The organism is Vibrio toranzoniae, assembly GCF_024347655.1.
GTDB lineage: Bacteria > Pseudomonadota > Gammaproteobacteria > Enterobacterales > Vibrionaceae > Vibrio > Vibrio toranzoniae.
On sequence record NZ_AP025514.1, the window covers coordinates 955,518 to 969,582 of the forward strand.

Below are 14,065 nucleotides of genomic sequence, written 5' to 3' on the forward strand. Positions count from 1 at the left end.
ACCAACTGGCCATTAGCATTCCTACAAAAATCATTACTGCAGCCATCGAGCCGCAGATCACCCCAAGGATGAGTATTACGTTTTTCATTGTTGCCTCTGAAATGCATTGTAGATAATGATAATTGTTATCATTAATTAAGGTTGTCGCCAAGTCTGAGGCTGTTATGATTTTAAGAAAGATACGCAATTAACTTGATTATGATTCCTTTAATTTACCACCCAATCTATTCGCAACTGCCTTTACCTGAAGGTCACCGTTATCCGATTAACAAATATCAGTTGTTACACAGTGCTGTTGAGGTGCTAATGGATAGCGAGCCAGAATGGAAGAGCAAGTTCGAAGTGTTCCAACCAACGCCCGTTTCGGTTGAACAAGTCAAACAGGTACACGATAGCGAGTATGTGGATTTGCTTGTGTCTGGTAATTTGCCTGCGGCAAAGATGAGACGTATCGGCTTCCCGTGGAGCGAGTCTCTTATCGAAAGAACGCTCTATTCTAGCGGTGGAACCTGCTTGACCGCGGAAATGGCGATAGAGTGTGGTTTAGCGATTCATTTGAGTGGTGGCTACCATCACGCGCATCATGATTTTGGAAGCGGCTTTTGTTTGTTGAACGATTTGGTGTTAGCAGCAAAGCACGCCTTGACCTTTGAGCACGTAGATAAGGTGCTGATCGTTGATAGTGACGTACACCACGGTGACGGCACAGCGACACTCTGCCAAGACTGCGATGAGATTGTTACTCTTTCTTTTCACTGTGATAAAAATTTTCCAGCTCGAAAGCCATTATCGGATTTAGATGTGCCACTAAGTCGCGAAACCGAAGATGAAGAATTTTTGCGTTGTTTCGAGCAAGTCACCAAGCTTGCGATTGCCCATCACCAACCTGACCTCATCATTTATGATGCGGGTATCGATATCCATCAAGACGATGAACTGGGCTATTTGAATGTGTCTACACAAGGGATCTTTGAACGTGACTGCTTGATGATTGGCCTAGCGAAATCAGAATCCATTCCGATGGCGTGTGTCGTTGGGGGAGGCTATCGAACACAGCATGAAGATCTGGTTCCTATTCACATGCAATTATTGAAAGCGGCTCATCATGTTTACGATTAACTTCTCAAATTAACCACTGAACCCTCATTAAAAAGGTGATAAAGAAGAAGCATCGGTTGCACCAAAAAAGACACGACTTGCACCATTTTGATACGAAGAAAGTACTTTTTTATTAATTAGTTACGTATTCGTGTGATTAATTCTGGTCTGTAAATTGCTTTACCCATGTGAATATAAAAACACAAGGGATGTAAATGAACCTGACGGACAAGGAACGCAGTTGGCTTAAGTGGTTTGGCGCAACAGGGAAACTGGCAATGCGTAGAGCCTGTTTTCTAAATCGAAGTAGGACAGAAGAGCTTGAGCAAACATTTGAAAGTATCGCTCATACTCGGGTTCAACTTCTTCATCATTGGGTGAAGAACCAATGGGGCTTTTTAGAAGACTCTGCCGTTTATTTAGCAAGTAGAACAGAAGAGCAAGCTGAAGGTACATTGTCGAGTCTTCTTAAGCGCAGCACGGACTTTTCTGAGTTGGCGATTGTCGATTCGAAAGGCGTTGCACAAGCATCGAGTTATCACGACCATATCGGAGCTACTCTCGCAGATAAGAAGGCTTTAGTCGAAGGGGCATCGAAGCGTTATCTACACGGGCCGTATATGGACCAACGCACGTTGAATGTAGGGGCATCGAGTTCATCGTTTCATGATCAAGTCACGCTGATGTTTTATGTCCCCTTTTCTCGGGACGAAGGGACACAGCAGTTTTTATGTGGTCGTGTTCCAAATGATGTCATTGGTGACATTATTCAGAGAGAAGCGGGGCATATTTATAGTGAGTCGGGTGATAACTATATCTTTATGGTCGACTCTATTCATGACCCTCAAATTCAACCAGGTGTTGCGCTCTCTCGCTCCCGCTTTGAAGATAATACCTTTTCACATGGCGAGAACTTAAAACAAGGGATTCATACTGATTGGGGAACGGTTAAGATCCAACATCACACTGAATTTGAGATACGTTTTACGGATCCTGCCACGAATCAACTTCATCCCGGCGTCAGAGAAACCATCAAAAATGGCAGTAATCTGTTTATCGGTTATCCGGGGTATTCCGACTATCGCCACATACCGGTTATCGGTAAAGGTATTACTTTTCAACTGGACGGTTCACCAGACACCTTTGGTATGATGTGTGAATCCGACTTAGAAGAGGTCTATAGAGACCGCAGTCTCAGTTACACCTTATCTAAACATTTTATCGGCTGCATGTTACTGCCTTTGTCTGTTCCATTGCTGCTTGCTAACCTTTATAAGTTAACTCCTCTTCTGCACGGCGGTGTCATGTTCGCTTGCGCGCTTCTTGCTCTCGGTTTATTTCGTCTAGTGAGTGCTAAACCACTAGCAAATAAGGTTCATGAAATGACCGGGGTGATGCAAACTTTAGCCGAAGGTGATGGCAATTTAAGTCGGAGACTCGACCCAACCACATTCAGTCATAATGAACTTGGTAATTTGGGGCGATGGACTAACAGCTTCATCGATAACTTAGATAGCACGGTGAGTGACTTGATTCATGCGAGCCACGAAGTTAGGGAAGTATCGGAATCGATGTTTCGTCGCAGTGTTGTGATGAAGCAAACCAGTGATGATGCCTCACATGCGCTGAGTAATATGTTGGATCTGAGCCAGTATCAGCAGAGTGAAATCACTCATGCGACCGTTTCGGCTACGCAAATGGATACTGTGATGAAGCAAGCCGTTCTCAATGCGGAGAAGGAATACAATCAGTCGGTTGAAGGCATGGAGGTTGTTCGGAATATTGTAGAAAGCTCAGCCCACAGCGTAAATGAGGTGAATAATGAAATGACCAAAGTGTCTGACATTATAGACATCATTACCGACATTACTGCGCAGACTAACCTTCTGGCATTGAACGCGGCCATAGAGTCTGCAAGAGCAGGTGAACACGGAAGAGGGTTTTCTGTGGTTGCCTCTGAAGTAAGAACGTTAGCTGACCGCACTTCACAAGCAGCCAATCATATTAGTGACCTAATGAAAGAGCTGCATACCAAGTCTCGTAGTGCTGTTGAGTCTATGGAACGAGGTGTTGAGAATGTGAGTAAAGGGAATTTAACCGTCGACTCGAACGCCCGCAGTGAGCAAATTCAAGCAGCAGTGGCCGATCTCTTTACGACCATGTCAAACCTAGATGAAAACAGTCAGAAAAATGGACAAACGGCAGACAAAGCCCAACGTTCTATCTCTGACCTACAACTGTCGACGAAACAACTCGCACGCCGAGTCTCGTTAATGGGTAATGCATTGAGCCGCTTAGACCAATTGATAGGACGCTTTGAAGTGAGCCGAAAGGTGGCGTAGTGAAAAGGCTGTGTAAGCCCGATACGTAAACTTCAGATACAAAAAAGCCGCTGATTTATCAGCGGCTTTCTTTAATGTGGTGGAGGGATAGGGATTTGAACCCTAGAACCGCTATTAACGGTTGCCGGTTTTCAAGACCGGTGCTTTCGACCACTCAGCCATCCCTCCAGTGGCGTGAATAATATAAGGGGTAGAGGAACTTGTAAACCCTTAATTTTCATAATTTTGTTTGGTTGCTTGTTTTCTAATCGTTCATGGTTATAAAAAAAGGAAGCGACTGGCTTCCCTTTTATAATTGACGATCATTTAATCATTTTTTGTGTAGAAACGCTGTAGCTCAGTAAGGCCTTGCATCAATACAGGTAAGCGAGGGCTGGTATCTTTTAGGCGTTTATAGTTTTGGTCGTATAACTTGTAGTTACCAAATTTATCTAACACCGTTGTTTGCGTGTCTGTGATTAGAGCTAGCTCACGAGAGTCGCCAGCTAAAATCCATTTTCTATTACGTTCATCAAACAGATTGCGACCGCTGCTGAAATCGGTGGGGTTCGAAGATACCCCCAGTAATTCTTGCATTAGCGTGACAGACACGTCCAGATGACTCGAGCGATGAGTGTACTCAGATGGTGACTTCCCCGGCCAGCTGATAAACAGAGGAACCTGTAGCTGGTAACGACTATAGTTAGAGTTTGCACCCCAGCTATTAGTTTTAGTCTCATTAAATTCTGTACCGTGATTTGAGGTAATGATAACCACAGTATTATCGCTAAGCTCTAAACGTTCTAGTTCAGCATAAATAGTAGACAACTGCTTGTCAGCTGCTTGTGCTGATTTTTTGTAGTCAGCAGCAAAGCGTTCTTCAGTGCTTAACCCAGAATCAGAATTTAAATCGTAGTTCGAAAAGTTATCAAGTGTAGTCAGCTCAATAAAGTTGAACCAAGGACCTTTGGTTTTTGGTGACTGAACCCAATCAGACCATGCTTGAATAGCACTCTGATCATTGAGAGTCGCTTGCTCTGGCGCCACTTCACGACCACGGAAAATAATTTCTGAATACAGTGGATCTTCAAAGTTATCACCACTGAACGCAGCAAATTTATAATTATGATGCTCTAACACATCTAATAGCACGGCGCTTGAGCCTTGTGCTTTGATGCTGCTTGAATAACTACTTGGAAGGCCGTAAAACAAACCAAAAATACCAAACATATCGTTACTTGAGCTGTAATGATTTGTGAAGTTGATTGCTTGTTGAGAAAAGGTGTAGCTATTCGGCATTGCTGTTGCGTTTAATGCATCAGAGCGAAGGTTGTTTACACTTACCATCAGGATGTTTAGGTCATCACTGCGACGGTTGTATTGAATTTTTTCTAGCGGATAGCTAACTAAATTTACGCTTTCTTTGTTCTCTTCCAAGCGCTGTAGGTACTCTTCACGATCTAACAGACCATGTTTTTCCATAAAGCTTTTCGCTGTCATTGGGTAAGACAGTGGGAAGTTGGCTTTTTGGCTTGTTATCGGGTTATAGAAAAAGGCATCAGCCCACATATAAGTGAGGTGACTGCTGATGAAACATAAAAAGAAAACTGCCGCAATTGGTCGGCCGATGTGCTTGTGAGATAGTTTACGCTGTTTACGCCAAACCCATTCAGACAGACCTAGCTGTAATAAGAAGATAAGTGGCATAACAATGAAGAGGTGTTGCAAATCAGAAGTGAATGCAGACTCCTCTCCACTAAATAGAACCTCCCACACGACAGGTGTCAGGTGGAGGTTTATATTTTGATACGTTTGGGTATCAATTAGCAGGACAGTTAAACCTATGGTCGCGAAGCAAACGGCAACCAAACGTAATAACTTCCTCGACGGAAGAACAAAAGTGAGCGGAAACAGCACTAATAGATAGAGCGCGAAGACTAAAAAGCCAAAATGACCAACCCATGATGCAGCCAAATAAAATTGACCCAATAGGGTTTCTGGCCAAGCAGATTGAGTAATATAACGAGTACCGATCAACATCGCAGCAATGATGTTGAAAAATGCAAACCAGTGACCCCAACCAACCAGTCGAGATACGCGATCGCTATATGAGTTTGCGCTGTCTACCATTTATAATTCTTTTATCCGTCAATCAAACTTAGTGAGACTTTTTATCTTCAAGAGAAGAAATCAAAGCTTCGGCAAATTTTTCAGCAATTCCTTTGCGCTGTGAAGCAGCAACGTTCTGATTTAAGACATTGGTTGCGATATTTCCAGCGATCATCAGTGAAAGTTCTGGTGAAGCTTTGTGCTTAGATAACACAGCACCTACTTCAGCTAGGATTTTTTCAACTTGATCATCTGTGTATTTAGATGTAATCGGCATAAGGACTCTAATAATGATAGTAAAAGCGGCTTATGATAACCTACTATGCACAACAACTGAAACCTGAACGGTAATATTTTCACTATGAGCCTTCACCTTTCCAACGTAATTTTACATCAACTAAGCAAGAACGATCAGGAAGAGCTGATTGTTAACTATCGTGCTGAATCTCTAGAAAACGATGCTTCATCTGAAAGCCTAGTCGCTGAACTTCATCGAGTGTTCAACTCAAAAGCAGGTAAAGGGTTTGGTTCTTTCAAATCCGACAGCGAATTCCAGCAGTCGTTGCATGAATTTCGGGCGGGAGAGCAAAGTTTCTATGATTTTTCTCAGAAAAGTGCGCTACGTCTAAAAGATGAACTTTCAAAATACCCTTTTGCTGACGAAGGTACTTTGGTGTTAGCCGAATACCAATCACTGGCAACGGACTATCTTTTTATTGGTTTGTTGCCTTCGAATCAAAGTCTGAAAGTAACGGAAGGGCTAGACATTAGCGCGACTGACTACCTTGACATTTCAAAGATGGACATCGTCGCGCGTCTCGATCTTTCTACATACGATACAGATAAAGAATCGAACCGTTACCTCACTTATATTAAGGGGCGTGTTGGGCGAAAAGTTGCCGATTTCTTCCTCGATTTCCTTCAAGCCGAAGTGGGCTTAGATGCTAAGCAGCAAAACCAGGTACTGATGCAAGCGGTAGAAGATTTTGTTTCTGACTCTAAATTAGAGAAAGAAGAAGCGATTAGCTATAAAAAGCAGGTGGCGGATTACTGCAATGAACAGCTAAAAGCCGGTGATGAGGTTCAAGTTCGTGAGCTGTCTGGCGAATTACCAGCAAGCACTGATGGCACTAGCTTCTTTGACTATACTAGTGAACAAGGCTACGAGTTAGAAGATAGCTTTCCTGCAGATCGCGCAACCATGCGTAAACTAACAAAATTTGTTGGTGCGGGTGGTGGTTTGAATGTTAGTTTTGATAGTCTGCTTCTTGGTGAACGTGTTTTTTACGATCCGGAGACAGATACACTAACGATTAAAGGCACACCCCCGAACTTGCGTGATCAATTGACTCGTAACAAGTCATAACACCTGTTCATAGATAATAGCGGCAGCGGGATGTTGTCGCTTATTTTTCGCTTTACACTCTCTGATAACTGCAATGGTGTGAAGTCGATACGTACAAGGAATATTGATGGAACAATCAGTGGCAACGCCCCATCGCTTTAAAAAGCCTGCAACTTTCTTGGTTGTACTTCTGACTCTATGGTTACTTCCTGCGTTGGCCATCCTTCAGCTTAGCCGTTCTTACAACCATTCCCTTGCTCAAATTGAAGAACTCGGCATTCGTGTTACTGAGTTGAGGCAGTCGCTTTACTTCTCTGAGCCGCTTCGAGTCTCTCGTATTAATGACTTGGCCCTTGATGCACAGTTAGTGTATTCGATTCGATTGCAGATTGAATCTGATTTTCAACACACATTCTTTCGGCCTGATGTTAATCAGCTACTTTATGTTGTGGACCAATTTCTTGAGAAGTTTGATGAATTCATCCCAATAGAAAGTCAGGTTCAAGACCTTGTCGATAACATAACGATATTACGCGCTGATACTGGCCTGTATCCTGAGCTAAAACCATTACTGAATGAACTCGGTGTGGTTGTTTTTGAAGCCATGTATTCCGACACTCATAGTTCATCAGCGACTTATCGAGCTTTTGATTCTATTTTGGATAAGTCTTATTTGTTAGAAGATGAAGAGAAAGATGCTATCCAACAGTTACTGGCTGACGCTTCCGTATTGTTGGGTGATTATGCTCGGATAAATTTTCTGGTTGATAAAATTAAGAAAAACTCGGTTAACGAACAGATCATTAAACTCGAAGCTGAATTTAATGACCGTCAATTCAATCTATTAACTGTCATGCTAGGCTTAAGTTTAGTTGCGATAATAGCGTTGGTTTGGTGGGGAGTTAGCTCTAAACGAGTGATGCAAGAAGTAGAGCCAGAACTGGGTCAAGAGCCTGAAGTGAAGTCTAGTGAGGACAATGTCCCCCCGTTTTCTAGTGCAGAAGATAGATCGTTTGAAGAACATAATGACAATGTAATGTCCTCGGCTATCAAGCCGTCTGAAAATGATTATTACCTTGCGGAAAGGGACTCACGGGACCAAAACTTCGATCTTCAGCCTCCACAGCAGTCTGGATCTGCAAGACAACAATCTATTCAGCACAACACAGAAGAGGCCCCAATGTCTGAGGGATACATTGCCAGCGTGACGGATTCAAAGCCTGAGATTAATATCGAAGAGATGTTAGACACGCTCGATGGTGATGTTGAGTCCGTAGAATTGTTGCTTGGTGTCTTTGTACAAGATCATGCTGACGATTTCGCTAAGTTCCAATCTTTACTCACTCAAGATAAACCTGCTGCTGCTCGTGTTGTACATAGCCTAAAAGGTGTTGCTGGTAGCATTAAAGCGTCCCGATTAGCGATCATTGCCGCAAGTATTGAAATGACAATGAAGCAATCTAGACCTATCAGTGAACATGATTTAGAAGAGTTAGAGAAGGCGATTGAAGCCTCTGTTAGTTCTGCTCTCGAATATTTAGATAGCTTGCATTAATCGTTCAAAAGTTGGACATGTTAAGTGAAGAGCGAGTAGCGTTGGAACAATACGGTCACGAGTTACTTTGTCGCGTTTCTTAAGAGGTCGTTGTACTGGCGATAGAATAACTCACGGAATTCATCAAGAGTGTGATTATCTACTTCATCCTATTTATCTTTGTGGTGTTCTTTGCACCATTCGGTACTGGTTATTGGTTGGGTAAACGAACGGCCAACAAATAAGTAAATCAGCAGATAAGAAAAGAGCGCTCTAGAGCGCTCTTTTTGCATTTATACCATTAACGTTTTGTTTTTACGTTCTGAACGATGAAGCACTAGGCTTGTTGCTTAGTCAGCTCAGATGTTTCTTCAGTGTCAAGTGCTGGCGCTGTAGGTTCACACTTATCAACGAACCAGCCCATGTAAGACGTTACGATCGTTACGATGATACAGATAAAGCTTAGCCACATGAACGGTGCGTAAGACAGCGTCGCAACGCCAAGAATACTCGCCATGTAAATGCCGTTATCACTCCACGGAACCATGCCTGACGTTAACGTGCCACCAAACTCAGCGTTACGAGAAAGATTCTTACGTTTGTAGCCTAAACGGTCGTAGTTTTTCGCACAGATTTTTGGCGTAAGGATAAGTGATACATACATAGCCGAACCGAATACGTTACCCATGAAAGCCGTACCAATGGTGCTAGTTGCTAGTGAACCTGCACTGTTTACACGGCGCTCGAACACTTTAGCGATCGTCTCTAGTACGCCTACTTTATCCAGCAAGCCACCAAAACCTAGACCAAATACGATAACCGCAACCGAACCAAGCATTGAAGACATACCACCACGATTAAGTATCGAGTCAATGAACTCTACACCAGATGAGATAGAGAATGGTGCCCAAGCTGTATTAAATGCCGTCAGGAAGTCTATCTCTTGGATCATCACGGCCCAGATAATACCTAGTAGAGAACCGAAGCTGATCACTGGGAATGAAGGCATGCGGAATGCCAGCAGGCCAAGCACGATCAGTACTGGAACGAATGAGTAAGGCGTGATGTAGAACTGTACTTCCATTGCTTTAATCACAGAATCTACTTGGCTCATGTCAACGTTGCCCGCGTAGTGGAAGCCAAATGCGGTAAACATGATGCCTGTAATTACGTAGCTGATTAATGCGACAGGCAACATGCCTTTAATGTGTTCGACCACTTCGACACCAGACATAGATGAAGCAAGGATCACTGAATCAGAAAGAGGTGACATCTTGTCGCCGAAGTAACAGCCCGAAAGTACAGCGCCTGCGGTGATTGGTGCTGGAACACCTAGGCCTTGTCCAATACCCATCATTGCAATGCCGGCTGTACCCGCTGCGCCCCAAGAAGTGCCAGTAGCCAATGCGGTTAGAGAGCAGATGATCATGGTCGCCAAAAGGAAGATAGAAGGATGAATAGCTTTCAGACCATAATAGATGATAGTAGGTACGATCCCGCCCGAGATCCAGGTACCAACAAGAGCGCCCACAGCTAAAAGTATCAAAACTGCGCCTAAACCATTGGATATACCTTTGAGTGCTGCTTTTTCTAAATCTTTGTATTGGTGGCCAAGACGAATACCAAGAACCATGATAATGAACCAACCAATATACAAGGCAAGTTGAATAGGAAGGTCAAGCTTTGCTGTAAAGGAAAAAGCAAGGGATAGGAATAATCCTAACGCGATGAATACCTGCAATAAGTTCGGTAGGCGGGTTTTACTCTGCTTCATAAAAGCCTCTTGTGATTTCGAGCATTTATAGTGCTTCGTTATAGTGTATTTTACGAAGTGGACACTACAGTAATTAGTTTATTATATCGAAAAAATACCTCTAAGTTGTGATATTTGACTGTTAAGTGAATTAAATTTGGTTGCATAATCTGAAAAAGTGTTAAATTCATGATTATCATATGTTGATATTTATTGTTTGTTGTTTTTATTTTGTGAAGTATTATGCTGCTTAACCTTTCTTAAGTAGTGGTTATTGCTATTGTAGGGCGAGAGGGCCGTTTGAAAATTGAACGTTTTATCGAGGTAAACGTTTGAATTCAATAAATAGTGAGTGTTTTGTCAGTGATAAAGGAATGGAATGCTTAACTGAGATAACTGCACTATTCATCGTGTTCACTTAAAATAAACGAAAAAGTTACACTTTTTTACAAAAAGCACTTGAGTTCTGTTTCTGAAAAACTTATAGATGGGGGGTAATAATTTTTTAATTTATACATGGAGAGTGAGAGATGAGAGTAGGTCTAGTTGGTTGGCGTGGTATGGTTGGTTCTGTACTAATGCAACGTATGGTTGAAGAGAAAGACTTCGACCTAATTGAGCCTGTTTATTACAGCACATCTCAGATTGGTATTCCTGCTCCTGTTTTAGGTGGTAAAGATGCGGGTCTACTTCAAGATGCTTTTGACATTGATAGCTTAAAACAACTTGATGCAGTGATTACTTGTCAAGGTGGCGATTATACATCAAAGGTATACCCAGCACTGCGCCAAGCAGGTTGGAAAGGTTACTGGATCGATGCGGCTTCTACCTTGAGAATGGACACCGATTCAATCATAGCTCTTGATCCTGTTAACTTGGCTCAAATACAGCAAGGTATCCATGACGGTACAAACACTTTCGTTGGTGGTAATTGTACTGTGAGCTTAATGCTTATGGCGCTAGGCGGCCTATATGAGAAAGGCATGGTCGAGTGGATGAGTGCTATGACTTATCAAGCGGCATCAGGTTCTGGCGCTAAGAACATGCGTGAGCTTATCTCGCAAATGGGCGTAATCAACGACAGTGTAAGTTCTGAGTTAGCTAACCCTTCAAGTTCTATTCTTGATATTGATAAGAAGGTTGCCGATACGATTCGTTCATCTTCCTTCCCAACCGATCAATTTGGTGCTCCTCTTGCGGGCTCACTGATTCCTTGGATCGATGTAAAACGTGAGAACGGGCAAAGTAAAGAAGAGTGGAAAGCGGGCGCAGAAGCGAACAAGATTCTTGGCCTAGATGGCCAGCCAGTTCCCATCGATGGTACGTGTGTTCGAATCGGTGCAATGCGTTGTCACGCTCAAGCATTGACGATCAAGCTTAAGCAAGACGTTCCAATGGACGAAATCGAAGAGATCATTGCGACTCACAATGATTGGGTGAAAGTGATACCTAATGATCGTGATATCACAGCGCAAGAGCTGACGCCTGCTAAAGTAACAGGGACAATGTCGGTACCTGTTGGCCGTCTGCGTAAGATGTCTATGGGGAACGATTTCTTGAACGCGTTCACTGTGGGTGACCAATTACTTTGGGGTGCAGCAGAACCACTACGTCGTACCTTACGTATTATCTTGGCTGAGAAAGCATAACTGACTGATTTACTGAAAATAGTGAGTGAAGAAGCGCCTTAGGGCGCTTTTTTTTGTTTTTAATGACAAGGATTTATGTTCACTCTTGTTCTTTAACAACGACTCGCTTATCTGGGTCAGCCAATTCACTTGCACAGTGTTTGCAATACATTGCATCAGAATCATGGCCTGAACGGTTGCAGTTAGGGCACTTAACCAACTCTTTGTGAGAATTCATTTCATTGCTCAATTCTGCTGTGATAATTCCAGTAGGAACGGCAAGGATAGAATAGCCTAGTAGCATGGTTAGAGAAGCAATGGCTTTACCAAAAGCGGTTTGTGGTGTGATGTCGCCGTAGCCAACGGTGGTAATAGTAACAATGGCCCAATATATGCTCTGAGGTATGCTGGTGAAGCCATTTTCTGGCCCTTCAATAATAAAAATCAAAGCGCCGAATATCGTAACAAGAATACCGACGGTACTGAAGAAGATGAATATTTTCCTTCTTGCCATCAACAGTGAGCGCAGAAGGATATTAGAGTCCTGTAAGTAGCGAATCAATTTAAGAATTCTAAATATACGCATGACACGCAATAACCTAATAACGCTCATGAACGATGCGCCGGGGAAAAAGATAGCAATGTAAGTTGGAAGAATTGCTAATAGGTCAACCACACCGAAGAAGCTAGTGGCGTAAGATTTTGGGTTAGGTGAGCAATAGAGCCTTAACAGGTATTCCAATGTGAATAGTGCCGTGAAGCTGTACTCGATGTAGCGTAACTGTTGTGACCATTCGGTCGCCACACTAGGAATTGACTCTAAAATCAGGACGATAAGTGAGGCCACAATCGCGATGATAAGTGAGATATCAAACGCACGTCCAGCAGGTGTGTGGGTACCAAAGATAATGACGTATAAATGATGCTTTATAGGCTGGCGTGACATAAGGTGAAGTTCATCTTTTGTTAAAGTTGTTAATAACCATTATACAAGCTTCATAATAACGAGGCGAGTGAAAGTCCAATCGCTTTACCCACCTCATTGATATTACATAGCTGATTACCACTAATTAGATGACCCAAGCTAAACGTTACGCTAACCCTGGAAATAGGTTACGTAAGCCGTTGGCGATGAATTCGATACCTAATGCACCAAGAATCAACCCCATGATACGTGTAATAACGTTGATACCCGTTTGACCTAGGAAGCGAACGATAACCGGAGCTGAACGGAACAAAAGCCAAGAGCAGGTTGTGAAAGCAATAATGCTAATGCCGATGCCTACCGTATCAATAGCAGCGGGGTAGCGGGAACCGTAAACAATCGTAGAACTGATTGCACCCGGGCCAGCCATTAGAGGCATTGCCAATGGAACAACACCGATTTGCTCTTTACTGATGTATTCCGATTTCTCTTGTTTGTTCTGCTTATCTTCACCGAGTTTACCGCTCATCATCGAAAATGCGATGCTTAGTAATAGCAGGCCACCTGCAACGCGGAATGAATCCAGTGAGATGCTAAACATATCTAGGAGTAATTGTCCTGCAATCAGCGATACAATCAAGATAACGGCAACAGCAATATTGGCTTGCAAGGCTGTCTTGTTCCTCTCTTCTGGCGGCATATGGGCAGTAAGAGAAACAAAAACAGGCATGATGCCGATTGGGTTTACGGCAGCAACAAGCCCAAGGAAGAATTGCATAAAGATTGCGAGTTCTAAGCCTTGCATGAGAGCGATCTCCAGTTAGCGTACTTAATGTGGAAGGTTTGATCTGTGAATATTCTGAGCGCGTAATGTAAGGGACAATTTTAATTTGTACGAATGAAAAAAACTAACTTGAAATAGGTGATTGTTTTTAGAAAAACTAATTGAATCTCACTTTTGTATTAGTCTTGTTTCAAGTTAGTCGTTAGTGTTTCATTTTGTAACTTCTTGTTGGGTAACTGTTAGCTGTCGCACGAAATTAATAAAAGTTATGTCAGAAGCTAGCCCGTGCAATAGTATGGATATACCCTCAGTAGCACGAATATAGCTGTATACATGTAATTTAAAGGACTAAAAATGAAATTTTTTTACAGTTTATGACGCTATGTGGAAAAAACTTGTCTGTTTGATTGTTTTTTGTACGCGCGATAAGTGTGATTTTAATCTATATAAATCATGCTCTTAAGTTAAAGTTTGTGATTGTCTTACTACTTTCTGGTTAATTATTTTTGGGTAACTGATCTGGGTCAATTTTTTTCACACAATGAAATAATATACTCAGTCCTGAAAG

Annotated in this window: 10 protein-coding genes, 1 tRNA gene and 1 pseudogene; 6 read left to right on the forward strand and 6 right to left on the reverse strand. The window is 42.6% G+C overall.

The annotated features are described in order from the left end of the window. Positions 1 to 198 precede the first annotated feature (198 nt). Both OCU50_RS04295 and OCU50_RS04300 read left to right on the forward strand, forming a co-directional pair. Positions 199 to 1,119 carry a histone deacetylase family protein gene (locus OCU50_RS04295; protein WP_060467312.1) on the forward strand — a complete coding sequence of 307 codons (921 nt, stop codon included), beginning with the start codon at positions 199 to 201 and terminating at the stop codon, positions 1,117 to 1,119. A 194-nt stretch (positions 1,120 to 1,313) separates the two neighbouring features. Next, positions 1,314 to 3,440, forward strand: a complete 2,127-nt coding sequence (locus OCU50_RS04300) for a methyl-accepting chemotaxis protein (protein ID WP_060467313.1) — start codon at positions 1,314 to 1,316, stop codon at positions 3,438 to 3,440. Positions 3,441 to 3,517: 77 nt separating this feature from the next. On the opposite strand, the gene OCU50_RS04305 is transcribed toward OCU50_RS04300, so the two are convergent. From OCU50_RS04305 to OCU50_RS04315, 3 genes are all read right to left on the reverse strand, one after another. Beyond that, positions 3,518 to 3,608, reverse strand: a tRNA-Ser gene (locus OCU50_RS04305). Between the two features lie 138 nt (positions 3,609 to 3,746). Next, on the reverse strand, positions 3,747 to 5,549 hold the full coding sequence (locus OCU50_RS04310; RefSeq protein ID WP_060467314.1) for a DUF3413 domain-containing protein: 1,803 nt from the start codon (positions 5,547 to 5,549) through the stop codon (positions 3,747 to 3,749). 28 nt (positions 5,550 to 5,577) lie between these two features. Further along, positions 5,578 to 5,805 (reverse strand): YejL family protein, encoded by a 228-nt coding sequence (locus tag OCU50_RS04315; protein ID WP_017056482.1) that lies wholly within the window; start codon positions 5,803 to 5,805, stop codon positions 5,578 to 5,580. An 84-nt stretch (positions 5,806 to 5,889) separates the two neighbouring features. On the opposite strand from OCU50_RS04315, the gene yejK reads away from it, so the two are divergent. From yejK to OCU50_RS20740, 3 genes and pseudogenes are all read left to right on the forward strand, one after another. Further along, complete coding sequence (gene yejK / locus OCU50_RS04320; protein ID WP_017056483.1) at positions 5,890 to 6,894, forward strand: nucleoid-associated protein YejK; 1,005 nt, start codon at positions 5,890 to 5,892, stop codon at positions 6,892 to 6,894. A 106-nt stretch (positions 6,895 to 7,000) separates the two neighbouring features. Then, complete coding sequence (locus OCU50_RS04325) at positions 7,001 to 8,428, forward strand: Hpt domain-containing protein (protein ID WP_060467315.1); 1,428 nt, start codon at positions 7,001 to 7,003, stop codon at positions 8,426 to 8,428. Between the two features lie 83 nt (positions 8,429 to 8,511). After that, positions 8,512 to 8,652, forward strand: a pseudogene (locus OCU50_RS20740) (chemotaxis protein); the annotation flags it as partial. Positions 8,653 to 8,744: 92 nt separating this feature from the next. On the opposite strand, the gene nhaC reads toward OCU50_RS20740, so the two are convergent. Beyond that, positions 8,745 to 10,181 (reverse strand): Na+/H+ antiporter NhaC, encoded by a 1,437-nt coding sequence (gene nhaC / locus OCU50_RS04335; RefSeq protein WP_060467316.1) that lies wholly within the window; start codon positions 10,179 to 10,181, stop codon positions 8,745 to 8,747. A gap of 509 nt (positions 10,182 to 10,690) precedes the next feature. Between nhaC and asd the strand changes: the two genes are divergently transcribed. After that, a complete protein-coding gene (gene asd / locus OCU50_RS04340) occupies positions 10,691 to 11,809 on the forward strand; it encodes an aspartate-semialdehyde dehydrogenase (protein ID WP_060467317.1) in 1,119 nt (372 codons plus the stop codon). Positions 11,810 to 11,888: 79 nt separating this feature from the next. On the opposite strand, the gene OCU50_RS04345 is transcribed toward asd, so the two are convergent. Both OCU50_RS04345 and OCU50_RS04350 read right to left on the reverse strand, forming a co-directional pair. After that, entirely contained in the window at positions 11,889 to 12,734 is an 846-nt protein-coding gene (locus OCU50_RS04345; RefSeq protein ID WP_060467318.1) for an ion transporter, read from the reverse strand. Between the two features lie 145 nt (positions 12,735 to 12,879). Further along, positions 12,880 to 13,518 carry a YchE family NAAT transporter gene (locus tag OCU50_RS04350; RefSeq protein WP_060467319.1) on the reverse strand — a complete coding sequence of 213 codons (639 nt, stop codon included), beginning with the start codon at positions 13,516 to 13,518 and terminating at the stop codon, positions 12,880 to 12,882. Positions 13,519 to 14,065 lie beyond the last annotated feature (547 nt).